The 23,495-nt window shown below is 74.0% G+C and carries 15 protein-coding genes; 10 read left to right on the forward strand and 5 right to left on the reverse strand.

Features of this window, described 5'->3' with window-relative positions:
• A partial coding sequence (locus tag CUT44_RS23170; protein WP_158239653.1) for a PAS domain-containing protein occupies positions 1-1,620 on the reverse strand: 1,620 nt, incomplete at its 3' end.
• 191 nt (positions 1,621-1,811) lie between these two features.
• On the reverse strand, positions 1,812-3,305 hold the full coding sequence (locus CUT44_RS23175) for a GntP family permease (RefSeq protein ID WP_100203878.1): 1,494 nt from the start codon (positions 3,303-3,305) through the stop codon (positions 1,812-1,814).
• A 982-nt stretch (positions 3,306-4,287) separates the two neighbouring features.
• Here CUT44_RS23175 and CUT44_RS23180 point away from each other — a divergent pair.
• Positions 4,288-5,280 (forward strand): glycoside hydrolase family 6 protein, encoded by a 993-nt coding sequence (locus CUT44_RS23180; protein WP_100203879.1) that lies wholly within the window; start codon positions 4,288-4,290, stop codon positions 5,278-5,280.
• Positions 5,281-5,324: 44 nt separating this feature from the next.
• The gene (locus CUT44_RS23185; RefSeq protein WP_100203880.1) at positions 5,325-5,768 is read left to right on the forward strand and encodes a DoxX family protein; all 444 of its coding nucleotides are present in this window, start codon (positions 5,325-5,327) and stop codon (positions 5,766-5,768) included.
• Between the two features lie 89 nt (positions 5,769-5,857).
• On the opposite strand, the gene CUT44_RS23190 is transcribed toward CUT44_RS23185, so the two are convergent.
• Positions 5,858-7,141, reverse strand: a complete 1,284-nt coding sequence (locus CUT44_RS23190; protein ID WP_100203881.1) for an ROK family transcriptional regulator — start codon at positions 7,139-7,141, stop codon at positions 5,858-5,860.
• A 371-nt stretch (positions 7,142-7,512) separates the two neighbouring features.
• On the opposite strand from CUT44_RS23190, the gene CUT44_RS23195 reads away from it, so the two are divergent.
• From CUT44_RS23195 to CUT44_RS23210, 4 genes are all read left to right on the forward strand, one after another.
• A complete protein-coding gene (locus tag CUT44_RS23195) occupies positions 7,513-9,195 on the forward strand; it encodes an ABC transporter substrate-binding protein (RefSeq protein ID WP_100203882.1) in 1,683 nt (560 codons plus the stop codon).
• Between the two features lie 85 nt (positions 9,196-9,280).
• On the forward strand, positions 9,281-10,270 hold the full coding sequence (locus tag CUT44_RS23200) for an ABC transporter permease (protein ID WP_100203883.1): 990 nt from the start codon (positions 9,281-9,283) through the stop codon (positions 10,268-10,270).
• Between the two features lie 30 nt (positions 10,271-10,300).
• Positions 10,301-12,238 (forward strand): dipeptide/oligopeptide/nickel ABC transporter permease/ATP-binding protein, encoded by a 1,938-nt coding sequence (locus CUT44_RS34930; RefSeq protein ID WP_408646782.1) that lies wholly within the window; start codon positions 10,301-10,303, stop codon positions 12,236-12,238.
• Positions 12,235-13,296 carry an ABC transporter ATP-binding protein gene (locus CUT44_RS23210; RefSeq protein ID WP_100203884.1) on the forward strand — a complete coding sequence of 354 codons (1,062 nt, stop codon included), beginning with the start codon at positions 12,235-12,237 and terminating at the stop codon, positions 13,294-13,296. Before CUT44_RS34930 ends, CUT44_RS23210 begins: the two co-directional genes overlap by 4 nt.
• A gap of 115 nt (positions 13,297-13,411) precedes the next feature.
• Here the strand turns inward: CUT44_RS23210 and CUT44_RS23215 are convergent, their stop codons facing one another.
• Positions 13,412-15,568 (reverse strand): alpha-galactosidase, encoded by a 2,157-nt coding sequence (locus CUT44_RS23215; RefSeq protein ID WP_100203885.1) that lies wholly within the window; start codon positions 15,566-15,568, stop codon positions 13,412-13,414.
• Between the two features lie 356 nt (positions 15,569-15,924).
• On the opposite strand from CUT44_RS23215, the gene CUT44_RS34585 reads away from it, so the two are divergent.
• The 4 genes from CUT44_RS34585 to CUT44_RS23235 all read left to right on the forward strand — a co-directional run bounded on the left by CUT44_RS34585 (position 15,925) and on the right by CUT44_RS23235 (position 21,379).
• Positions 15,925-18,426, forward strand: a complete 2,502-nt coding sequence (locus CUT44_RS34585) for a glycoside hydrolase family 2 protein (RefSeq protein ID WP_100203886.1) — start codon at positions 15,925-15,927, stop codon at positions 18,424-18,426.
• A gap of 104 nt (positions 18,427-18,530) precedes the next feature.
• Entirely contained in the window at positions 18,531-19,427 is an 897-nt protein-coding gene (locus CUT44_RS23225) for a LacI family DNA-binding transcriptional regulator (protein WP_100203887.1), read from the forward strand.
• Between the two features lie 193 nt (positions 19,428-19,620).
• A complete protein-coding gene (locus CUT44_RS23230; protein ID WP_100203888.1) occupies positions 19,621-20,430 on the forward strand; it encodes an SDR family oxidoreductase in 810 nt (269 codons plus the stop codon).
• Positions 20,431-20,590: 160 nt separating this feature from the next.
• Positions 20,591-21,379 carry a VOC family protein gene (locus tag CUT44_RS23235; protein ID WP_233221593.1) on the forward strand — a complete coding sequence of 263 codons (789 nt, stop codon included), beginning with the start codon at positions 20,591-20,593 and terminating at the stop codon, positions 21,377-21,379.
• Between the two features lie 238 nt (positions 21,380-21,617).
• On the opposite strand, the gene CUT44_RS23240 is transcribed toward CUT44_RS23235, so the two are convergent.
• On the reverse strand, positions 21,618-23,378 hold the full coding sequence (locus CUT44_RS23240; RefSeq protein WP_269846212.1) for a RecQ family ATP-dependent DNA helicase: 1,761 nt from the start codon (positions 23,376-23,378) through the stop codon (positions 21,618-21,620).
• Between the last annotated feature and the right edge of the window lie 117 nt (positions 23,379-23,495).

The following is a 23,495-nucleotide window of genomic DNA, read 5'->3' on the forward strand; positions in this document are numbered from 1 at the left end:
CCGGTCCGGCTGCGGTTCGGTGGCGGAGAGGCGGACGACGAGGTCGTCCAGGTGGGTGAGGAGTTCCTCGGGGGAGAGGTCCAGGTCGGCCAGGGTCTGCACGGCGGTGCGCAGCCGGCCCATGGTGGCGGTGGCGGCCAGTCCGTGTCCGGCCACGTCGCCGATGACGAAGGCGACCCGGGCGGAGGACAGCGGGATGACGTCGTACCAGCAGCCGCCCAGTCCCGCCGCGGTGCCGGCCGGGACGTAGCTGCCCGCCGACTCGGCCGCGCCGAGGTCCGCGCCCTCCGGGGGCAGCAGGCTGCGCTGGAGGCTCTCGACGGTGCGCAGCTCGGCGGTGTAGCGCCGGGCGTTCTCCAGGCTCAGCGCGGCCCGGGAGCCGATCTCCTCGGCCAGCGGCACGTCGCTCTCGGCGAAGGGGAGGCGGTCCCGGGTGCGCCACAGGCCCAGCAGGCCCAGCACGTGGCCCCGGGCCCACAGCGGGACGATCAGCGCCGAGGCCGCCGTCTCCGGGAACGCCAGCCGGCGCCAGCTCTCGTCGATGCCGACGATCCGCTCCGCCCGGCGCAGGTCGGGCAGGAGGATGGAGCCCGTGCCGGGCATCAGCCTGTCCTCGGTCTCCCGGGCGGCGAACACCTGCCCGCGCGGGTACATCCCGGCCGGCCAGACGCCGTCGGCCGAGGCCACCGCGGTCCGGCGCTGCCGGATCCCGGCGGCGAAGGGCTTCGGCTCCTGTCCCTGGAACATCGCCTCGACCAGGTCCACGGACGCCAGGTCGGCGAAGTCCGGCACGAGGATCCCCACCAGCTCCTCGGCGTTGCGGGCGAGGTCCAGCGTCTGGCCCAGCCGGGTGGCGGCGGCGTGCAGCAGCGCCAGCCGCCGCCGGGCGGCGAACTGCTCGGTGACGTCGGTGTAGACCACGGCGATCCCGATGACCCGGTCCCGGGAGTCCTGGAGCCGGAAGGCGGACAGGGACAGCACACGCTCCCGCTCGGGGAAGCGCAGCCGCCGTGCCGAGTGCTCCCAGTCGATCAGCGGCTCGCCGGTGTCCAGCACCAGCCGCAGCCGCTCCCGGACCGCCGCGGCGTCCTCCGGAACCAGGGCCTCCTCCAGCGTCACGCGCGGCGGCCGGTCCCCGGGGACGGCCCCGGGGACACCGAAGCACTCGGGGCTGAGGTTGGTGCGGACCGCCACCAGATCGGTGCCGTGGATGCTCAGCCCGATGCGGGACTGGTTGAACAGGGCACGGATCAGCGCCCGGTCCTCGGTCCAGCGCTGTCCGACGACCGAGGGGGCGGCACAGAGCAGGAACCGCGCCTCGGGCCCGTCGGACAGCGGCAGCACCTCGGCGTCCACCTGGACCGGTGTGCCGTTCCGGTGGCGCAGGACGGTGCGGACCGTCCACGGCCCCGCGGGGGCGCCGCCGGGCGGTCTGCTCCACGGTGCCGGGCCGACGACGAGGTCCGCGGCGGGCCCGCCGCGGACCTCGTCGGCGGAGTAACCGGTCAGGTCGAGTACGGTGCCCGTGCACTGCAGCACGGTCCCCTCTCCGTCCAGCACGAACGCGACCGCACCGCCGGGCGAGGGCGCCGGGCCGGAGGGGTGCCTGGTCGGATTCACTCGGTTGCCTCGATCCGGGAAGTGCAACGCTGTTCCCGGTCATTCAACCCCGACCGGAGCCTGTACGCATGGCGGCGCCGAGGGCGTGCCGGGGTCGTACCGGAGAAGAAGCGGGTACCCCCCTCCCCGGGCGGAAACCATGCGGGAGGTCCGGCAGGGCGCTCGGGGTGCCCGGGGCGCCCGGGGAGGGGTCATGCGACCGCCCACAGGCCGAGCGCGATCACGAACGCCGACAGACCGAGGGTCGTCTCCATCACGGTCCAGGTCTTCAGGGTCGTCTTGACGTCCATCCCGAAGAAGCGGCTCACCAGCCAGAACCCCGAGTCGTTCACATGGGACAGCACGGTGGCTCCCGCCGCGATGGCCACCACCAGCAGGGTGAGCTGGAAATCGCTCAGGCCGGCCTCCGCCGCCGAGCCGGCGAGCAGCCCGGACGCGGTGGTCAGGGCGACCGTGGCCGAGCCCTGGGCGACGCGCAGCAGGGTGGCGATCACGAACGCCTGGACGATCAGCGACATGCCCAGGCCGGACAGGGAGTCGCTGAGGGCGGCGCCGATCCCGGAGAGTTCCAGCACACCGCCGAACATGCCGCCCGCGCCGGTGATCAGGATGATGGCGCAGATCGGCCCCAGGGCGCCGTCGACGATGTCGCTGACCCGGCTCATCGAAGTACGGGGCCGCCCCAGCACCAGGATGGCGACGACCACGGTGATCAGCAGGGCCACCGGGGTGAAGCCCAGCAGGCTCAGGAACTCGGCCCAGTCCTCGCCCTCGTCGATGGCGCCGGCGGTGACGAGTGTGCTCAGGACGGTGTCGAAGGAGATCAGGACCAGCGGTACCAGCAGCAGCCCCAGGACCGTGCCGAAGGCCGGGGGCCGGTCACCGAGCCGTTCGCCGGCCTCGACCGCGAGGGCCGCTCCGCTCTGCTCGTTCGCGCCACCGCCACCGTCACCGCTGCCGGCGGTGTCCCCGCGGCCCTCCTGGTCCCCGGCGGCGCGGCCGCGGTCGTCCCGTGCCTCACCGAAGACCAGGTCGGGCAGCGAGACCTGGATGCGGGCGCCGAGGAAGCGGGAGACCAGCAGGACACCGACGTACCACGCCAGCACCGCGACGGGGATGCCGACCAGCAGGGTGAGCCCGATGTCCGCGCCGAGCACCTCGGCGGCGGCGACCGGTCCCGGGTGGGGCGGGACGAGGGCGTGCATGGCCGCGAAGGCACCGGCCGCGGGCAGGGCGTAGAGCAGCAGGGAACCGCCGAAGCGCCGGGCCACGGTCAGGATGATGGGCAGGAACACCACCAGGCCGGCGTCGAAGAAGATCGGGAAGCCGAAGATGAGCGCGGCCACCCCGAGGGCGAGGGGTGCGCGGCGTTCCCCGAACCGGCCGATCAGGGTGTCGGCCAGTACCTGGGCGCCGCCGGTGATCTCCAGCAGGCGGCCGAGCATCACGCCGAACGCGACCAGCAGGGCGACCGATCCGATGGTGTCGGCGAAACCGAACATCAGTACGTCGGGGATGTCGGCCAGCGGGAAGCCGACCACGAGCGCGGTCACCACGCTCACCAGCACCAGCGACACGAAGGCGTGCAGTTTCACCCTGATGATCAGGAACAGCAGCAGAGCCACGGCACCTGCCGCGATCAGCAGCAGTACGGTGGTGCCGTACGCGGGATCGATTGCTTCCACGAATCAACCTCCATGTCCGAGTGTGGTCCCTGTACCCGGAATCGGTGAGAAATCCAGCCGGAAGGCCGGCCGACGGTGACGGCCACCCTGCACCGGCCGTATTCCCATTACAAGGGCGGTGCGGGAAACGCGGCGCGCGGCGCGCGGCCGGTGGCCTCCGCCGCGCCGGTGTCCGCCGGACACCGGGATGTCGGGAAGCGGCAGGCAGGTACGGGTTGTCCGGTGGGAGCGGTCGGCCCGGGGGCGGGGCCCGGCGAGGGCGGCCGGGGAATTCCGCCGCTGCCGGTTCGCCTCTCCCGGGGAACGGCCCGGAGAATCCGAACCACCGGACGACCCGTGATTTCGGGAACGGAATCGAATACCGCGGGTGAACCGGCCTCCGGGCCCGGAGGTCGGTTCACCCGCTCGTGACCGCCGGGGGAGCGGGGAGGTCGTCCCCGCTCCGGCGAGAATTCCCCTCTCCGGTTTCGGGGGTTCCGGGGGTTCCGGGGGTTTCGGGGCGGCGGGTGCGTTCCACGGACTCCCGTGCCCGGCCCGCCCGGTCGGTGCGCTCTTCCCGGGGATCTTTATGGAAGCGCTCCCATGGCCGGACGGGGCTGGAGTCCGCGAGGCGGCTCCCCGGCCGCGGGAGCCCCCGGCGCAGCGAGGCGGCTGTGCGTCAGGACGCCTGCCGTTCATCTACCGGCCGGTTCCTCTTGACGATGCACTCAGCGCGACTACGCTCTATGGGAGCGCTCCCATCATGTGTTCCAGATCACACACTCCGGATCGGTGGTCGGTGGCCGACGGTCGGCGTCCACTGCGGCCCCGCACCACTGGTCCGGCGGGCGTGCCCCCGGGCCTCCCGGTCGCCGCCCCGGCCCTTTGTATGACATGGACACCCCCACTGTCCGTGTCGGTGTGCGAAGGGCCGGGGCGGGGCCCGGAGGCGCGTTGCGTCGCCCTGCGGCGACGTTCAGTGACCCCCCACCGAGGAGTACGCATGCTCCGCAAGATCCTCCCCCGGGCGAGCCGGGTGTTCGCGCTGGCGGCCGCCACCACGGTGGCCGCCGTCGCGGCGACGCTGTTACCGGGAACCGTCGCCCAGGCGGCCGACTCGCCGTACTACGTCAACCCCGACACACAGGCCGCCCGCTGGGCGCTGGCCAACCCCGGCGACTCACGGGCCGACACGATCCGTGGCCGGATCGCCGCCGTGCCCCAGGGACAGTGGTTCACCACGACCAACACCGGTGAGGTCCGTGCCGAGGTGAACGCGCTCGTCACGGCCGCCGCCCAGGCCGGCAAGGTGCCGATCCTGGTGGTCTACAACATGCCCAACCGCGACTGCGGCGGTGCCAGCGGCGGCGGCGCGTCCAGCCACTCCGCGTACCGGCAGTGGATCGACGAACTCGCCGCCGGACTGGAGGGCCGCCCGGCGGCCGTCGTCGTCGAGCCGGACGTGCTGGCGCTGATGTCCAACTGCCAGAGCCCCGACCAGCAGGCCCAGACCCGGGAGTCGATGGCCTACGCGGGCCGGGCCCTCAAGGCCGCCTCCGCCGAGGCGAAGGTGTACTTCGACGCCGCACACTCGCGCTGGCTCCAGCCGGCCGAGATGGCCTCCCGGCTGGTCGCGTCGGGCATCACCGACAGCGCCGACGGCATCTCCACCAACGTCTCCAACTACAACCGCACCGAGGACGAGGTCGCCTACGCCAAGGCGGTCCTGGACGCGATCGGCTCCCCGGAACTGAACGCGGTGGTCGACACCAGCCGCAACGGCAACGGTCCCGCCTTCGACGGGGAGTGGTGCGACCCGCCCGGCCGGGCGATCGGCACCCCCACCACCGACCAGACCGGTGACGACCGGATCGACGCCTTCCTGTGGGTCAAGCTCCCCGGCGAGGCGGACGGCTGCGCGGGGCCGGCCGGGCAGTTCCTGCCGCAGCTCGCCTACGACATGGCGATGGCGGCCCCCGGGGTGAACGCCCGGTGAACAGCGGCACGGGAATCCAGGCAACCGCAGAGAGGGGACACCCCATGGGAACGACTGACAGGTACAAGGACCAGGTGCTCGGTGTCTATCGCATGGTGGTGGGACTGCTGTTCGCCTGCCACGGTGCCGCGACGCTGTTCGACGTGCTCGGTGGCCCGCACGGCGGAGCGGTCCCCGAGGTCGGTCAGTGGCCCGGCTGGTGGGCGGCGGCCATCCAGCTCGTCGGTGGCGTGCTGGTGATGCTCGGCCTCGGCACCCGGACCGCCGCGGTGATCTGCTCCGGCTCGATGGCGTACGCCTATTTCATCGAGCACCAGTCGGAGGCGCTCTTCCCCATCCAGAACGGCGGGGAGGCGGCCGCGATGTTCTCCTGGGCCTTCCTCCTGATCGCCTTCATCGGGCCCGGCGCCTGGGCGCTGGGCTCGCTGTTCGCGCGCACGCCGCAGGGCACGGCCCGCGGCGAGGAGATCAGGGTCACCGCGGTCTGAGGACCGGGGTGACCGTCGGTGCCGGGCCGGCGGGTGCGGGGCGGAAGCCCGTCCCGCCGGGCCGGCCCGGCACCGCGGGGCAGGAGGGGTCAGATGCCCGACGGCTGTACCGGGGCCGGTTCGGCGTCGGCCAGGTTCTCCGGCAGCCGCGGCCCCTGGCGCAGCGGTACGAGTTCCGACTGCAGCACCATGGCCGCACCGCCGATCGCGGGGGCGGTGGCGGCCGACCGGGAGAGCCGGACGGCCACCGGGTGCGTCGCGCGCGAGAAGGCGCGGTCGAGCTCCTCCCGTACCACCGGCAGGTACACCGAGCCCGCGATCGCCAGGCTGGGACCGGTGAGGACCAGCAGTTCGAGGTCCATGACGTTGGCGAGTGTGCGCGCGGCCGCCGCGAGGCAGCGCGCCGAACGCTCCAGCAGGGCGCGGGCCCCCGGTTCGCCGCGCCGCGCGGCCCGGGTGACCGCCGCGAAGTCCGCGATCACGGACGGCGGGCGGCCGGCGGGGGAGTCGGCGGCCAGCCCGGCCGCGCGGGCGAGTCCCGCGTCGGCGCGGGCGGCGGCCACGACCGCGGCGGGACCGGCCAGCGCCTCGACACAGCCGCGGGCCCCGCACCAGCACTCGGGGCCCTCCATGTCCAGACAGCTGTGGCCGATCTCGCCCGCGTTCCCGCCGGCGCCGCGATAGGGGATGCCGTTGATCAGCAGTCCGGAGCCGATTCCGGTCCCCATGTACAGGGCCGCGAGGGCCGAGGGGCCGCCGGTCCCGCCGGACCAGTGCTCGCCCAGGGCCGCGGCCGTGGCGTCGTTGTCGGAGATCACCGGCAGCCCGGTGGCCTCCTGCAGGGCGCGGTCGAGCGGGAAGTCTCCCCAGTGCCGCATCAGGGGCGGGGTCAGCCGCATCCCGCTGGCGGGGGAGAGGGGGCCGGGGGAGACCAGGCCCAGGCCGAGCACCCGCCCGCGCCGGACGCCGGCGCCGTCGATGAGCGCGTCCACCTCGCCGGCCATGCGCGTGACGACCGCGGAAGGGGCCTCGGCCCCCGCGCCCGCCCTGGTCATCCGGGCCAGCACCGAACCGCCCAGATTGGTCAGGACGTAGGTGAGTCCGGCGTGATCGAGATGGACTCCGACCGCGTACCGGGACGACTGGTCGAGCTGGAGCAGCACCCGGCGCTTTCCGCCGGTGGACTCCGCGCGCCCCGTCTCCACCACGAGACCGTCGTCGATCAGGCGGCGCACCACGGTCGAGATCGTCGCACCGGTGAACCCGGTCGCGTTGACGAGGCCGACCCGGCTGATGGTGCCCGCCGCGCGGATCACGTCGAGCACGGCCGCCCTGCTGTTCGCGTGAGCCGTGGCCCGTGCCGGTCCGCTCACTGGTCCCTCCGCCCGTGCCCCGCCGGGGCGTCCGCGCCGTCGCCGCGGTCCGTGCCGCACCCACCCGGAACTCAGTCTATTCGGCCGCCGAAGCCGGGCGGGCTCCCGCCGCCGTGCGGTGGCGGAGCCCCGGGACGGGCCCGGCCGCCACCGGTCCGGCGTGCTCTCCACCGCGCTCCGGCACGGACCCGGGCCGCTGTTTCCCCGGGGCACGGTCCCTCCTGTGCGGCTGTGGTGAGGGGCCGGCAGAAGTATTGACTTCCTTTCTTCGGTGACTTAACAATCACCCCCACGTCAGCGAACCCACCCGCCGGAAGGCGGGCGAACGGCACACCGACGCGCCCCTCCAGCCACGAGAGGATCCCCCCATCATGTTCCTGCAAGCAAGACGCCGCCGCGCGCGTGCGGCCGCGTCCGGGGCGGCCGTGATCGCGCTGTTAGCCACGGCCTGCTCCGGGTCGGGCGGCGGCAGTGGCGCCCAGGACGAGACCTTGGTGGTCTTCTCGGGGCAGGCGGGCGACTACCAGCGGAACTTCAACCCGTTCTCGCCGACCATGAACGAGGGACAGGGCACGATCTTCGAGTCGCTGTTCTACTTCAACCAGGTGCGCGACGAGCCCGCCAAGCCGCTGCTGGGCACCGAGTACGCCTGGAACGACGACGGCACCGAGCTGTCGGTCACCCTTCGGGACGACGTCACATGGTCGGACGGCGAGAAGTTCACCGCGGACGACGTGGTGTTCACGCTGGACATGGTCTCCCGGCACAAGACGCTCAACAACACGGGCTACAAGGGCAGGGCCGAGGCGGTCGACGACACCCACGTCAGGATCACCTTCCCGGAGCCGGCCTACATGGAGGGCCCGCAGGTCCTCGGTGAGATCTCCGTCGTCCCGGAGCACATCTGGAAGGACATCGAGAACCCCGCCAAGGACACCGTCCAGAACCCGGTGGGCACCGGTCCCTTCACGCTGGAGGAGTTCAAGCCGCAGGCCTTCACGCTCCGGGCCAACCCCGGCTACTGGGACGGTGAACCGGAGCTCAAGCAGGTCCGCTACGTATCCCTCTCGGGCAACCAGGCCGGCGCGAACGCGCTGGCGGCCGGGAAGATCGACTGGCAGACCGGCCCGGTCCCGGACATCAAGAACGTCGAGAAGAACTACCCCGGCTACCAGGCCGTCACGGTCCCGCTCAATCAGAACGTCCTGATCACCTGCGCCGACACCGAGCTGGGCTGCGAGGGACCGCAGACCGACCCGGCGGTGCGCCGGGCGATCTACTACGGCATGGACCGCGCCCAGCTCAACTCGCTGGCGTACCAGGACACCTTCAGCCAGATCTCGCCCGGTTTCGCCTCGGTGGAGAGCGCCGAGGACCTCGTTTCCGAGAAGCTCCGGGAGGCCCTGGCACCGATGGAGCCCGACACCGCGGAGGCGGCGCGGATCCTCGAGGGCGCCGGCTACGCCAAGGGCTCCGACGGCATCTACGCCAAGGACGGCCGGAAGCTGTCCATGACCGTCCACGTGGTCTCCGGCTGGACCGACTACATCACCGCGGTCGACACCCTGGCCGAGCAGATGAAGGCGATCGGCATCGAGCTGACGGCCCGGCAGTCCTCCTGGAACGAGTGGTCCGAGGCCCGCGGCCGGGGCGAGTACCAGCTGCTGATCGACGCGCTGTACCCGGGCCCGACACCCGACCCCTTCTACCTCTACAGCTACTTCTTCAGCACCGAGACGACCGCGAGGGTCGGCGAGACGGCCAACCCCAACTTCGCCCGGTACAGCGACGAGGGGGTGGACAAGGCGCTGCGGGCCCTCAAGGGGATCGCCCCGGAGGAGACCGAGCAGCGGCAGAAGCACTACGACGCGATCCAGACCCGGATCGAGGCGGACATGCCCTACATCCCGATCCTCACGGCCGGGGTGACCAGCGAGTACCACGACGCCAAGTTCGAGGGCTGGCCGACGGAGTACCACCTCTACGCCGTTCCCGCGGTCTGGAGCCGTCCCGACCAGGCGCAGATCTTCAAGGCGCTGAAGCCGGCGGGCTGACGGCCCGGCGGGGCGGCGGCGCGGCGCGGGACGGCGGCACGGTGGACGGTTCCGGGAAGGGGCGGACAGTGGCGGGCGGACAACGGTGAGGTACTACACCCGGAAGCTCGGGTTCTACCTGGTCGCCCTCTGGGCGGCACTGACCCTGAACTTCTTCATCCCGAGGATGATGCCGGGCAACCCGGTGGACACCCTCATGGCGAAGCTGCAGCAGCGCGGCGGCGCGGCCGACCCGTCGGTCCGCAGGTCCTACGAGCTCCTCCTCGGGACCGACACCGGGGACCCGCTGGTCAGCCAGTACCTCTCGTACCTGGCCGGCCTGCTCCGCGGCGACCTGGGCGTCTCGGTCAGCGTCTTCCCGACGGCGGTCTCCGAGGTCATCTCCGAGGCGCTGCCCTGGACAATCGTGCTGGTGGGCATCGCGACCCTGCTGTCGTTCCTGCTCGGAGTCGGTCTGGGCACCGTCGTCGGCTGGCGGCGCGGCTCGTGGCTCGACTCGCTCGTCCCGGCCACCACCGTCCTGGCGGCGGTGCCCTACTTCTGGCTGGCGCTGATCCTGGTCGCGGTCTTCGCCTCGGCCCTGCGCTGGTTCCCCGTCAACGGCGGCTACGACGTGATCCTCGACCCCGGCTGGAACGGCGAGTTCATCGCCTCCGCCGCCTACCACGGCGTCCTTCCCGCCCTGACCATCGTGATCTCCTCGGTCGGCGGCTGGCTGCTGGGCATGCGGAACATGATGGTCTCCACGATGTCGGAGGACTACGTCCTCACCGCCCGGGCCAAGGGGCTGCGCGAGGGCCGCGTCATGACCCGCTACGCCGCCCGCAACGCGGTCCTGCCGTCGGTCGCCGGCTTCGCGATCTCCCTGGGCTTCGTGGTCTCCGGCTCGGTCATCACCGAGCAGGTCTTCTCCTACCCGGGCATCGGCATGAGGCTGCTGCAGGCCGTGGAGAACAACGACTACGCCCTGATGCAGGGGATCTTCCTGGTCATCACGGTGGCGGTGCTGGGCGCCAACCTGGTCGTGGACCTGCTGTACGGCCTCATCGACCCCCGTACCCGCGCCGGCCACTGACGGCGCCGCCGACAGCGAGGAACCGACACCGTGACCAACATCGACCCGCCACCCGGAGCCGTCCCGGACGGCCCGGCGGTGGACACCCCCGTCGGGACCACCGGTGCCGGGGCCGCGCCCCGGCGCACCGGGGGCGGCGGCCGGCGCTCCCTGCTGCCGCGCCGGTCGCCCGAGCTGGGCACCGGCCTCGGCCTGGTCGCCGCCATCGTCCTCTTCGGGATCCTCGGGCCGCCGCTCACGGGTGACCCCGGCACGGTCCGCGACATCGGCATGACGGCCCCCGGCGGGGAGTTCTGGCTGGGCACCACCCAGACCGGCCAGGACGTGTTCGCCCAACTGGCACACTCCACCCGGGGCTCCCTGCAGATCGGCCTGCTGGTGGGCGTCCTGGCCACCGCGCTCTCCGCGCTCTTCGGCGTCGTCGGCGGCTATGCCGGCGGAGCGGTGGACGAGGGCTTCTCCCTGTTCTCCAACGTCATGCTGGTGATCCCCGGACTGCCGCTGGTGATCGTCATCGCCGGCTTCGTGCCCGTCCGGCAGCGCGGCTGGTGGACGATCGCGGTGGTGCTGGCGATCACCGGCTGGGCGGCCTCCGCCCGGGTGCTGCGCGCCCAGACCCTCTCGCTGCGCAACCGTGACTACGTCGCCGCGGCGCGGGTGGCCGGCGAGAAACCGTGGCGAATCGTTTCTGTGGAGATCTTCCCCAACCTGCTGCCGCTGCTGGCCTCGCAGTTCGTGTTCGCCGTCATCCTGGCCGTCCTCAGCGAGGCCGGACTGTCCTTCCTGGGGCTGGGCGCATCCAACTCCGAGACGCTCGGCAAGATGCTCTTCCACGCCCAGAACGGCTTCGCGCTCCAGCACGAGGCATGGTGGTGGTTCGGCCCGCCGGGACTGGTCATCGCACTGTTCGGCTGCGGTCTGGCCCTGATCAACTTCAGCATCGACGAGATCATCGACCCCAGGCTGCGCACCGCTCCCGCCCCGCCCCGCCGCACCCGCCGCACCCGCCGGGACGACACACCGGCCCGCCGGAGGCGCGAACGGGCCGCGCTCCGGCGTGACGCCGCCGGCCGTGACGCCGTCCTGACCGTCGAGGGCCTCAACGTGGTCTACGGGGGCGAGCCGCCCACCCACGCCGTCAGGGACGTCTCGCTGACGCTGGGCCGCGGCGAGATCCTCGGTCTCGCCGGCGAGTCCGGCTGCGGCAAGACCACCCTCGCGTACGCGGTCAACCGGCTCCACCGGCCGCCGGCCGAGGTGACCGGTGGCTCGGTCGTCTTCCACGACCGCGACGGCACGGACATCGACCTGCTCTCCCTGGGGGACGAGGAACTGCGGGCCTTCCGCTGGTCGAAGCTGTCGATGGTCTTCCAGGGCGCGATGAACGCCCTGAACCCGGTGAGCTCCGTCCGCGCCCAGCTCGAGGACGTCCTCACCACGCACCGGCCCGGGACGTCCGCGGTGGAGCGCGAGGAGCGGTGCGCCGAGGTGCTGCGCCTGGTGGGCGTCGACCCGCGGCGGCTGGACTCCTTCCCGCACGAGCTCTCCGGCGGCATGCGCCAGCGCGTCATGATCGCCATGGCGCTGCTGCTCGACCCCCAGGTGATGATCATGGACGAGCCCACCACGGCCCTCGACGTGGTCGTCCAGCGCGGCATCCTCGGGGAGATCCTGCGCCTGCGGGACGAGCTCGGCTTCGCCGTCGTCCTGATCACCCACGACCTGCCGCTGCTGCTGGAACTGAGCGACCGGATCGCCGTCATGCGGGACGGCGAGGTGGTCGAGTACGCCGCCGCCGAGGAGCTCCACCGGCAGCCGCGGCACCCGTACACCCGCGAGCTGCTCGACTCCTTCCCCAGCCTCACCGGCGAGCGGGGCGCGTTCGTCCGCACCGGGGAGGCCAGTGCCCGCGGACACACCGGGACGACAGTGACCGGGACGACAGCGAAGGAGGCGGGTCCGCGATGACGAGGCTTCAGGTCCGCGGTCTGGTGAAGGACTTCCCCCTGCGCTCCGGCCTGCGCCGGTCCCGGCTCCGGGCGGTTGACAACGTTTCCTTCACCCTGACACCCGGCCGGACCGTCGCCCTGGTCGGCGAGTCCGGGTCGGGCAAGTCCACGGTCGCGAGGATGATCGCCCGGCTGGAGAGACCCACCGCCGGGGAGATCACCGCCACCGCGCCCGACGGCGGCCGGGTGGGCGACCGCGCCTACCGCGACCATGTGCAGATGGTCTTCCAGGACCCGTTCGCCTCCCTCAACCCCTTCCACACCGTCGAGCACCATCTGGCCCGCCCGCTGAGACTGCACGGCCGGGCGAGGGGCGGGGAGGAGACCCGCCGCCTGGTCGAGCGGCTCCTGGAGCGCGTCAGCCTCACCCCGGCCCCCGACATCGCGCGGCGCCGCCCCCACGAACTCTCCGGCGGCCAGCGCCAGCGGGTGGCGATCGCCCGCGCCCTGGCACCGGGCGCCCAGGTCGTCATCGCCGACGAGCCGGTGTCCATGCTGGACGTCTCCATCCGGCTGGGCGTGCTCAACCTGCTCGCCCGCCTCCAGCGCGAGGACGACCTCGCGGTCCTCTACATCACCCACGACCTCGCCACCGCCCGGCACTTCTCCGACGACATCCTGGTGATGTACCGCGGGCGCGTGGTCGAGCGGGGACCGGCGGACGAGGTGATCCTCGGTCCCCGGCACCCGTACACCAGGATCCTGGCGGCCGCCGCGCCCGACCCGGAGGCCCGCGGCCGCGACCGGACCGGCGGGGCGCCGGTGCCGGAACCGGCGGGCGGCCCCGTCCTCCCCGGCAACGACCCCGGATGCACCTTCCGGGACCGGTGCCCGGCGGCGACGGAGATCTGCGTACGGATGCCGGAGGACTTCGCGGTGGGCCACGACCACTACGCCAAGTGCTGGCTGTACGCCGGGGATTCCGGGGCCGCCGGGGACTCCCGGGACGCCGGGCACGGCCGGACCGCGGGACCGCGGACCGGAGCCGGGGACACGGCCGCCGACCCCGCCCCTTGACCGCCGGCCACCTCCCCGCACCCCGGAGGAGGCCGGAAGCCCGGACGTCCCATCCCGGCCGGGCGCGGCGGTGGCCGCGTCCGGCCGGGGCACCCGGCGGCCCGGGCACCGGGGATCAGACCCGGGTCGCGCGCAGCAGCACCAGCCGCTCGGGGTGGAGCACCGGCGCCTGGAGGCCGGCGGCGGCCAGCACCCGGCCCGGCAGGCGTACGCCCTCGGGCGTCCACCACGGCAGGGGCACGCCCCAGTGGTGGGGGTTGCCGTCGGGCAGGTCGCCGGGGGGCTGCGGCCGTACGCGGTACACCGCGCCGGGGTCGAGCCCGGGCAGCCGGACCGGCCCGGGCGGATACAGCTCCGAGGTGGCCGTGGCGACGAGGGCGTACAGCGCGTCGGAGCCGTCGGCGGCGACCACGCCGTGCAGCCGGAGGGCGGGGTCCGGATGATCGGCGTGGACGGCCGTGCCGGTGTGGAGCAGGCCGCGCACCTCCTTGTACAGGGCCACCCACTCGCCCAGCCGGGCCAGTTCCCCCGGGGACGCCGCGGTCAGGTCCCACTCGATGCCGAAGTGGCCGAACAGGGCCGTGCCCGCCCGGAAGTCGAGCGGATGGCGGCGCCCGGTGGTGTGCGCGGTGCCGGCGCCCACATGGGTGCCCATCAGTTCCAGCGGGATCAGCGCGTTCGTCCAGCGCTGGATGCTCTGCCGCTCCAGGGCGTCGATGCAGTCCGAGACCCACACCCGGTCGGTGCGCCGGAGGATCTCCAGGTCCACCCGTCCGCCCCCGGAGGAGCAGGACTCGATCTCCACCCCCGGATGGCGGCGGCGCAGTTCGTCCAGCAGCCGGTAGGCCGCCAGCGTCTGGCCGTGCACGCCCGCGCGGCCGGTGGGCCGGTGCCCGGCCTCCACCAGGTCGCGGTTGTGGTCCCACTTGAGGTAGGAGACCGGGTACGTGCCCAGCAGCTCGTCCAGACGCGCCAGGAGGTGCGCGTACGCCTCGGGGCGGGCCAGGTCGAGCACCTGCTGGTGGCGGGCCGCGCGGGGCAGCCGCCCGCCGGTGGCCATGATCCAGTCGGGGTGGGCGCGGGCGAGGTCGGAGTCCTCACTGATCATCTCCGGCTCCACCCAGATGCCGAACTGCAGGCCCAGCCCGGTCACATGGTCGGTCAGCGGTCGCAGGCCGCCGGGCCACACCTCGTCCGAGACGTACCAGTCGCCCAGCGCGCGCCGGTCGTCGCGGCGCGCGCCGAACCAGCCGTCGTCCAGGACGAAGCGCTCCGCCCCCACCGCCACCGCGGCGTCGGCCAGGGCGCGCAGCCGCGTCAGGTCGTGGTCGAAGTAGACGGCCTCCCAGGTGTTGAGCGTGACCGGCCGCGGAGCCGCGGGATGGCGCGGCCGGGCGCGCAGCAGGCGGTGGAAGCGGGCGGACACCTCGTCCAGGCCCCTCCCGTACGAGCCGTACTGCCACGGGGAGGCGTAGGACTCGCCCGGTGCCAGTTCCACCTCGCCGGAGAGCAGCAGTTCGCCGGAGCCCAGCAGCGAGACGGAGTGGAAGGTGCGCTCGGCGAAGGTGCGGTGGTTGCCGGACCAGGCGGTGTGCACCGCCCACACCTCGCCCGAGCGGCTGCCGAAGCCGGCGGTGCCCGCCGCGAGGAGGTAGGCGCTGTCGTGACCGGTGCGCCCGGTGCGGTTCTCCCGCGTCCGCAGCCCCTGGGTGAAGGCGGTGCGCTGCGGGCCGCGCTCGCGCAGATGGTGCCCGGTGAAGTCCAGCAGCTCGGTGGCGACGGCGGGCACCGGCAGGGTGAGGTGGAGCGCGTCCAGGGCGAAGGGGGAGGAACCGCGGTTGACGACCGCCGCACGCTGGCGCACCAGCCCGGCGGGGGTCAGCTCGATCAGCAGCTCCAGGTCCAGTCCGGCGGCGGGGTCATGGGCGCGGACGGTGACGCGTCCGCCCTCCCCGGCACCGGGGAGGGCGGGCCCGGCGGCCGTCCGCTCCGTCTCGCGGACGGTGAAGGCCGTGGAGAAGTCCCTCCCGCCGCGGTTGCCGACCAGACCGGGGGTGCCGAGCCAGCCCGCCGACTGCTCGGGCAGCACGGCCACCTCGACGGGGCCGTCCACCGGGAAGCCGACGGGCTGGGGCGCCCGCGCGAGCCGGAGGTCCGCCAGCTCCCCGGGACCGAGACCGCCGAGGTCGGCACCCCAGTGCAGTACCCGGGGAAGGGTGCCGCCGGTCAGGTCGAGCACCAGGCCGACGCCGGCCGCCCGCAACTGTGTCACCTCGGGGGACGCGGCGCCGGAGGAAGCCGGGGGGTCCGGGGAGCCGGAGGAGGGCGGGGGAGCGGGACACGGTGCCACGGTGCGTCTCCGTCCTGGCCGGGCGGGGGCCGGAGGTGCCGTTGACTTACTTTGTTCGGTGGCGTAAGAATCTCGGGCGACGATACCCGGCCCATGGCGGCGAAATCCACCGGCCGTCGGCCGGTACCTCCGGCGAACCGCGGACCGTGATCCCGGTCCTCCCGGCTGTCCCCTCCGTCCCCGCCCTCCCGCTCTGCTCTTCCGCCCCCTTCCCCCTTCCTTTCCCCCGTCCCCGCCCGCCGCTCCGCCCGGCGGAGCCGACCCAGGAGTGAGCGCCGATGATCCGCCGAACCCTGCACGACGGCTGGCAGTTGTCGGCGACCGCCGGGCCGGTTCCCACGGGCGTCGCGGGGCGGACGGTACCGGCCACCGTGCCGGGCAGCGCCCATCTGGACCTGCTGGCGGCCGGCCTGATCCCCGACCCCTACCTGGACCGCACCGAGGAGGAACTGGTCTGGGCGCACCGCACCGACTGGCGGTACGAGCTCGCCTTCGAGGCCGTCCCGCCCGCCCCCGGGGAACGGGTGGACCTCGTCTTCGACGGCCTGGACACCGTGGCGACGGTCGAGCTGGACGGAAGGACGCTCGGCAGCACGGCCAACATGCACCGCGGCTACCGGTTCGACGTCCGCGACGCCCTGCGCGGCGGCGGCTCCCACCGACTGGCCGTCTCCTTCCGCTCCGCCCTGGAGTACGCCGAGGAGACCGAGCGGCGGCTCGGCCGCCGCGCCCATGTCTACCCGCACCCCTTCAACATGGTGCGCAAGATGGCCTGCAGCTTCGGCTGGGACTGGGGCCCGGACCTGCAGACGGCGGGCATCTGGAAGCCGGTGCGCCTGGAGCGCTGGCACACCGCCCGGCTGGCCCGGGTGCGTCCGCTGGTGACGGTGGACGCCGACGGCACCGGCCGCGCCGAGATCCATGTCGACGTCGAACGCTCCGGCCGGGGCGAGGACACCCCGCTGGAACTGGCCGCCGACGTGGCCGGCCGCACCGGAAGCGTCACCGTGCCCGCGGGCGGGACGAGCGCGGTCGTCACCGTCACCGTCCCCGGCGCCCGGCTGTGGTGGCCCGCCGGCCACGGCGACCAGCCCCTGTACGACCTCGCTGTCACCCTCGCCGCCTTCGGGGCGGACGGCCGCACCGGCGCCGGGGAGCCGCTGGACGCCTACGGGCGCCGCGTCGGCTTCCGCACCGTCACCGTGGACACCACCCCCGACGAGATCGGCACCCCCTTCACCGTCACCGTCAACGGCAGGCCGCTCTTCGTCAAGGGCGCCAACTGGATCCCCGACGACCACTTCCTCACCCGCGTCACGCGCGAGCGGATCGAGCACCGGGTGGACCAGGCGGCCGGCGCCCATCTGAACCTGCTGCGGGTGTGGGGCGGCGGCATCTACGAGACCGAGGACTTCTACGACGTCTGCGACGAGCGCGGCATGCTGGTCTGGCAGGACTTCCCCTTCGCCTGCGCCTCCTACCCGGAGGAGGAGCCGCTGTGGAGCGAGGTCGAGGCGGAGGCCCGGGAGAACGTCGCCCGCCTCACCCCGCACCCCTCCCTGGCGCTGTGGAACGGCGCCAACGAGAACATGTGGGGCTTCCGGGACTGGGGCTGGCCCGAGCAGCTCGAGGGCCGCACCTGGGGCCTGCGCTACTACACCGAACTGCTGCCGTCGATCGTGGCCGAGCTCGACCCGACCCGCTTCTACTGCGCCAACAGCCCCTACAGCCCCGGCGCCCCGATCGACGGGCTCCACCCCAACGACCAGGACCACGGCACCCGCCACGAGTGGGAGGTGTGGAACCGCGTCGACTACACCCACTACCGCGACCACATCCCGCGGTTCTGCTCCGAGTTCGGCTTCCAGGGCCCGCCGACCTGGGCGACCCTGACGAAGTGGATCCACGACGAGCCGCCGGCCCCCACCTCGCCCGCCTTCCTGCTCCACCAGAAGGCCGAGGAGGGCAACGCCAAACTGGACCGCGGCATGGCCCCGCACCTGCCCGCCCCCAGGACGTTCGAGGACTGGCACTGGGCCACCCAGCTCAACCAGGCACGCGCGGTCGCCTTCGGCATCGAGCACTTCCGCTCCTGGTGGCCGCGGACCGCGGGTGCGGTCGTCTGGCAGCTCAACGACTGCTGGCCGGTCACCTCCTGGGCCGCGGTGGACGGCGACGGGCGCCCCAAGCCGCTGTGGTACGGCCTGCGGCACGCCTGCGCGCCCCGCCTGCTGACCGTGCAGCCCCGCGACGGCCGCCGGGTCCTGCTCGCGGTCAACGACCACGACGAGCCCTGGACCGGTGAGCTGCGGCTGGAGCGGCAGACCTTCGCGGGCACCGTGCTGCGGAGCACCGTGCTCACCCTGGACGTCCCGGCCCGCTCGGTCGCCCGGACGGACCTGGCCGCGCCGCTGACCGGCCCGGCGGACGCCCGGGAGGAGGTGCTGGTGGCCACCGCGGGCGGCGTACGCGCCGTGCACCTCTTCGTCGGGGACCGTGAGCTGGCGTACGACCCCGAACCGCTCAAGGCGGAGGCCGTCGCGGTGCCCGGCGGTTATCGGGTGGACGTGCACGCCGCGTCGTTCGCGCGCGACGTGGCGATCCTGGCCGACCGGGTCGCGCCCGACGCGGTCGTGGACGAGATGCTGGTGCCGATGCTGGCGGGGGAGCGGCGGTCCTTCACCGTCACCACCGCGGCCGGTGTCGATCCGGCCGCGCTGACGGGGCCGCTGGTCCTCCGTTCCGCCAACGCCCTGAGCGCCCCGGCGGCACGGTCCTGAGCGGCCGCGGGGCGGCGCGGCGGACGGGCGGAGCCGGACCGGGCCGATCGGAGGGGGCCGAGCGGGGACGAGTGAGGCCGAGCGAGGACGAGCGGGGATGAGCGATGGGTAGCACCGGTTTTCCGGGAGCCGTCGGGCTGGTGCTCGCGCGCCCCGCGCGGCTGCTGGGCGCCGAGCCGTTCTTCATGGAGTTCATCGCGGGCATCGAGGAGCGCCTCGCCGAGCGCGGTCTGTCCGTCCTGCTGCACGTCGTGGCCGACGAGGAGGCCGAGATCGCCGCCTACCGTCGCTGGGCGGCACGGGAACTGGTCGAGGCGGTCCTGGTGGTCAACCGCACCGTCGGCGACCGGCGGCCGTCCGTCCTGCGCGAGCTGGGGCTGCCGGCCGTGCTGGTCGGCGAGGGAGGTGCGGACGGGCCGGGCGGTACGGACGGCGGCGGGAGCGGCACGGCCGGGCCGGTGGTCCGCACCGACGACGCCGGCCCGGTGCACGAGGCGCTCGCCCGGCTGCTGGACCTCGGTCACCGGCGCATCGCGCGGGTCGGCGGCCCCGCGAACCTGCTGCACACCCGGGCCCGTACCGCGGCCCTGACCGAGGGCTGCCGGGCGGCCGGCATCGAACCGGTCGTCGTCGAGGGCGACTACTCGGAGGAGGCGGGCGGGCGGCTGACGAAGGCACTGCTGCGCGGGCCGGACGCGCCCACCGCGATCCTCTACGACAACGACGTGATGGCCGTCGCGGGGCTGGCCGCGGCGAAGGAGCTGGGCATCGCGGTACCGGAGCGGCTCAGCCTGGTCGCCTGGGACGACTCGACCATGTGCCGGCTCGCCTCGCCGCCGCTGACCACCATGAGTGTGGACGTGCACCGGTACGGGGTGCTGGTCGCCGAGTCGGCGCTGGAGCTGATCGACGGACGGCCGGTCGCCGAGCGGTGGTCCCCCGCCGCCCGGTACGTGCCGAGGGGGTCCACCGCGCGCTGCGGCGCCGCGTCCACCGCGTAGCGGACGGCGCGCCCCGGGCGGCCGCCGGGCCCGCCCGCCCCGGTCCGCCGCAGCCTGCCGCAATTCACCGCAGCCCGCCTCACCCGTCCCGCCCGTTTCGGCCGCGGGCCCTGGGGTACCGGGGCTGCCGGACCCGGGCCGGGCCGTTCCGCTCCGGCTCCCTCCGGGCCGCCCGACGACCTACGGAGAGCAGATGAGCGCAACCGGCGCATTCACCCCCCGGACCGCCGTGATCACGGGGGCGGACTCGGGAATCGGCCGTGCCACGGCCGTGCGCCTGGCCGAGCGGGGCATGGACGTCGGCATCACCTGGCACACGGACGAGGAGGGTGCCCGGGCCACGGCCGCCGAGGTGCGCGAGAAGGGCCGCCGGGCCGTCGTCGCACGGCTGGACCTCACCGAGCTGCCCGGCGCGGCGGACACCGTCGACCGGCTCGCCGACGAACTGGGCAGGATCGACGTCCTGGTCAACAACGCGGGCACCGGCACCGCCACCCCCTTCCTCGACATCGGCCTCGACACCGTCCGGGAGGTCCTGGACACCGACCTGGTGGGCCCCTTCCTGTGCTCCCAGCGCGCGGCCCGCCGCATGATCGAGCAGGGGGACGGCGGCCGGATCGTCAACGTCACCAGCGTCCACGAGCACCAGCCGCGGGTGGGCGCCGCGCCCTACTGCGCGGCCAAGGGCGGGCTCGGCCTGCTCACCCAGGTCATGGCCCTGGAACTGGCCGCGGCCGGTATCACCGTCAACTCCGTCGCGCCCGGCGAGATCGCCACCCCGATGACCGGCCAGGAGGACACCGACGTGACCACCGAGCCCCGGCCGGGCATCCCCGCCGGGCGGCCGGGTGACGCACGCGAGGTGGCCGCCGTGATCGCCTTCCTCACGGGCCCGGAGGCCGCCTATGTCACCGGGGCCTCCTGGGCTGTCGACGGCGGGATGCTGCGGATGGGGCCGCAGGCCGGTTCCCATCTGCCGGACGACTCCTGGCGCCGCCCCTGACCGGCGGAGGCGTCCGGACTGCTCCGGTTGGTGGACGCCGGTTTTCGCGCGGCGCCGAGAGAGGGCAGCATCGTGTGCCGGGGGCCGCACGGCGGCACGGCGATACGACGGCACGGCGGGATACGGCGGGATACGGCGAGATACGGTGTGGTGATCGGCAGTGACGGAGACCGCGCGCGCCCCCCAGGGCATTCCCTGCTGGGTCACCCTGCTGGTGCCCAGTCTGGAGGCGGCCCAGCACTTCTACGGCGAACTGCTGGGCTGGCGGTACCGCCCCGGCTCGCAGAAGCTCGGCCACTACATGGTCGCGCTGGCCGGGGGTACGGCGGTCGCCGGCCTGGGCGAGGCCCGGGACACCCTGCGGGTCCTCACCGCCTGGACGGCGTACTTCGCCACCGACAGCGTCGACGCGGCCGCCGGCCGGGTGCGGGAGCGCGGTGCCACCGTCGCGGTCGGGCCGGTCGGGTTCGGCTCGGGCCGGGTGGCCTGGGCCGCCGATCCCGCAGGGGCGGTCTTCGGGGTCTGGGAGGGCGGCACCGACCCCGAGTGGCGCGGGGGCGGCCGGCCCGGCGCCCCCGCCTGGCTGGAACTGATCACCCGGGACGCCTTCGCCGCCGCCCTCTTCTACGGGGAGGTCTTCGGCTGGGACCGGGCCGACCCCGAACGCTACGACATCCGCTACGAACACGACCGGGTGCTCCTGCGCGTCGACGGGCGCACCGTGGCGGGCATCAGCGGCGGAGCGGTGGAGGACGCCCCGGACCCGCGCGTACGGCCGCACTGGCACGTCCACTTCCGGGTCCACGACGTCGACGCGACGGCGGAGAAGGCGCGGGCCCTGGGAGCCGAGGTGGTCGAGGGCCCCGCCCGGACACCGACGGGGCGGCTGGCGGTCATCCGGGATCCGCAGGGCGCGGTGTTCTCCGTCGAGACCTCCGTGTCCCGGTGACCGGCGCCGGGGAACACCGGGACGGCAACCGGCGCCGGTGCCGCGACCGCAACCGCAACCGCCCGCACTGTCCGGCGGCTGCCGGCCGAGCGGCCGAAGGGGCGGATCGCCGGGCGGCCACGCCGACCGCCTCGTCGCCCGGACCGGCAGCCCGGCGACGCGCCGCTCTTCAGGACTCGGGCGGGTTCACGCCGCGTCCGCCGCCCGGTGCGGCCGGCGGGCACCCGGTGGTGCCGCGCTACCGGTCGTTCCCGGTGGCCGGGTCCTCGACGAGGGTGAGCAGTTCCTGTCCGGTCACGGCGGTCAGGGACAGGGTGCGGTAGCCCACCGAGTCGAACAGGACGGTGACCCGGTCCTCCTCCTCGCTCATCACCAGGCCCTCGCCCCATTCCCGGTGGTGCACCCGTGCCCCGGTGCGGAAGCGTGCCCCGTGCGGCCGGGGCGGTTCCCCCGCACGCTCGCCGTGTTCCCGCTCCCGCTCCTGCTCCAGCCGCTCGAACCCCTGCCGCTCCCGCTTCCGCTCCTGCTCCAGCAGGCAGTTGTCGCAGTTGCCGCACGGCGGCTCGTAGTCCTCGCCGAAGTAGCCCAGCAGGAAGCGGCGCCGGCATCCGGTGGTCTCGGCGTAACCGCGCATCATCTCCACCCGGGACCGTTCCAGCCTCCGCCGGGCCTCGGCGACCTCGGCCGCGCGGTCGGCGGCCTCGCGCGGCGAGTCGTTCCCGGCGGGCAGCAGCTCGCCACCGGGGGCGGTGGTCACCGCTCCGGCCTCCTCCAGCAGGTTGACGGCCGCGGTGAGGCGGGCGGACGACAGACCGGTCCGCCCGCGCAGGCGCGCGGCGGGCAGCGGGCCGCCGTGCCGCCGGATCCGGGCGGCGACATCGGCCAGTACCCGGGGGTCGGGGCTCCCGGCGGAGAAGAACCGCCGCAGCCCCAGGTCCTCGGGCCGGTAGTACAGCACGGCCGACGCGGGGGCGCCGTCCCGGCCCGCCCGGCCGATCTCCTGGTAGTAGGCGTCGGGGGAGCCGGGTACGGAGGCGTGCAGCACGAACCGCACGTCGGGCTTGTCGATGCCCATTCCGAAGGCGGAGGTGGCGGCCACCACGTCCAGCTCGCCGCCGAGGAACGCGTCGTGCACCCGGGCGCGCTCGCTCGCGCGCATGCCCGCGTGGTACGCGACGGCGGACAGTCCGAGATCCACCAGCCGGGCCGCGCAGTCCTCCGCCTCCCTGCGGGTGGCCGTGTAGACGATGCCGGGGCCCGGCTCCGCGGCGGCCCGCTCCGCCACGGCTCGCCGCTTGTCCTCGTCGTCGGTGAAGCGGTGTCCCTCCAGCCGGAGGTTCGGCCGGTCGAAACCGGCGACGATCCGCGCCGGGTCGACCATGCCCAGACGGTCGGCGATCTCCTCCCGGACGGGCGGGGCCGCCGTGGCGGTCAGGGCGAGGACGGTGGGATGGCCCAGCCGCCGCACCACATGCCCCAGACGCAGATAGTCCGGACGGAAGTCGTGACCCCAGGAGGAGATGCACTGGGCCTCGTCGACGACGAACAGGGAGGGGGAGAGCCGGGCCAGCCGCTCCACCACCTCGTCCTTGGCGAGCTGCTCGGGGGAGAGCAGGAGGTACTCGGCGTCCCCCCGGCGGACGGCCCGCCAGGCGTCGGCGGTCTCACCGGCGGCCTGGTCGGAGTTGATCGCGACCGCGTCGGGGGCGTCGCTCCCCCGCAGGCCCTCGGTCTGGTCCCGCTGGAGGGCGATGAGCGGGGAGACCACCACGGTGGGACCGGGCAGCAGCACCGCGGGCACCTGGTAGACGGCGGACTTCCCCGCCCCGGTGGGCATCACCACCAGGGTGTCCCGCCCCCGCAGCACCTCCGCCATGGCACCGGCCTGGCCGGGGCGCAGCTCGGACCAGCCGAAGACGTCGGCGGCGACCCGCCTGAGCCGGGCACCGGCCTCTCCGTCCGGAGAACCGGTTCCGGTGCTTCCCGTGACGCCGGACACGGGCCGCTCCTTCCTCTCCACCCCGCTTCCCCGCCCACTCCCCTCCTCACCTTCCCGGGCCCCGGCCCCTCCCGGCCCGGTTCCGAAGGCCGAAGGCCGAGGGCACCCGAGCCCCCT

The organism is Streptomyces carminius, from assembly GCF_002794255.1.
In the GTDB taxonomy this organism is placed as follows: Bacteria; Actinomycetota; Actinomycetes; order Streptomycetales; family Streptomycetaceae; genus Streptomyces; species Streptomyces carminius.

Excerpts from the sequence above, each read along its gene's own strand:
- CUT44_RS23180 (WP_100203879.1), top strand. The coding sequence starts at position 4,288 with ATGCTCCGCAAGATCCTCCCCCGGGCGAGCCGGGTGTTCGCGCTGGCG.
- CUT44_RS23185 (WP_100203880.1), top strand. The coding sequence starts at position 5,325 with ATGGGAACGACTGACAGGTACAAGGACCAGGTGCTCGGTGTCTATCGC.
- CUT44_RS23195 (WP_100203882.1), top strand. The coding sequence starts at position 7,513 with ATGTTCCTGCAAGCAAGACGCCGCCGCGCGCGTGCGGCCGCGTCCGGG.
- CUT44_RS23210 (WP_100203884.1), top strand. The coding sequence starts at position 12,235 with ATGACGAGGCTTCAGGTCCGCGGTCTGGTGAAGGACTTCCCCCTGCGC.
- CUT44_RS34585 (WP_100203886.1), top strand. The coding sequence starts at position 15,925 with ATGATCCGCCGAACCCTGCACGACGGCTGGCAGTTGTCGGCGACCGCC.
- CUT44_RS23225 (WP_100203887.1), top strand. The coding sequence starts at position 18,531 with ATGGGTAGCACCGGTTTTCCGGGAGCCGTCGGGCTGGTGCTCGCGCGC.
- CUT44_RS23230 (WP_100203888.1), top strand. The coding sequence starts at position 19,621 with ATGAGCGCAACCGGCGCATTCACCCCCCGGACCGCCGTGATCACGGGG.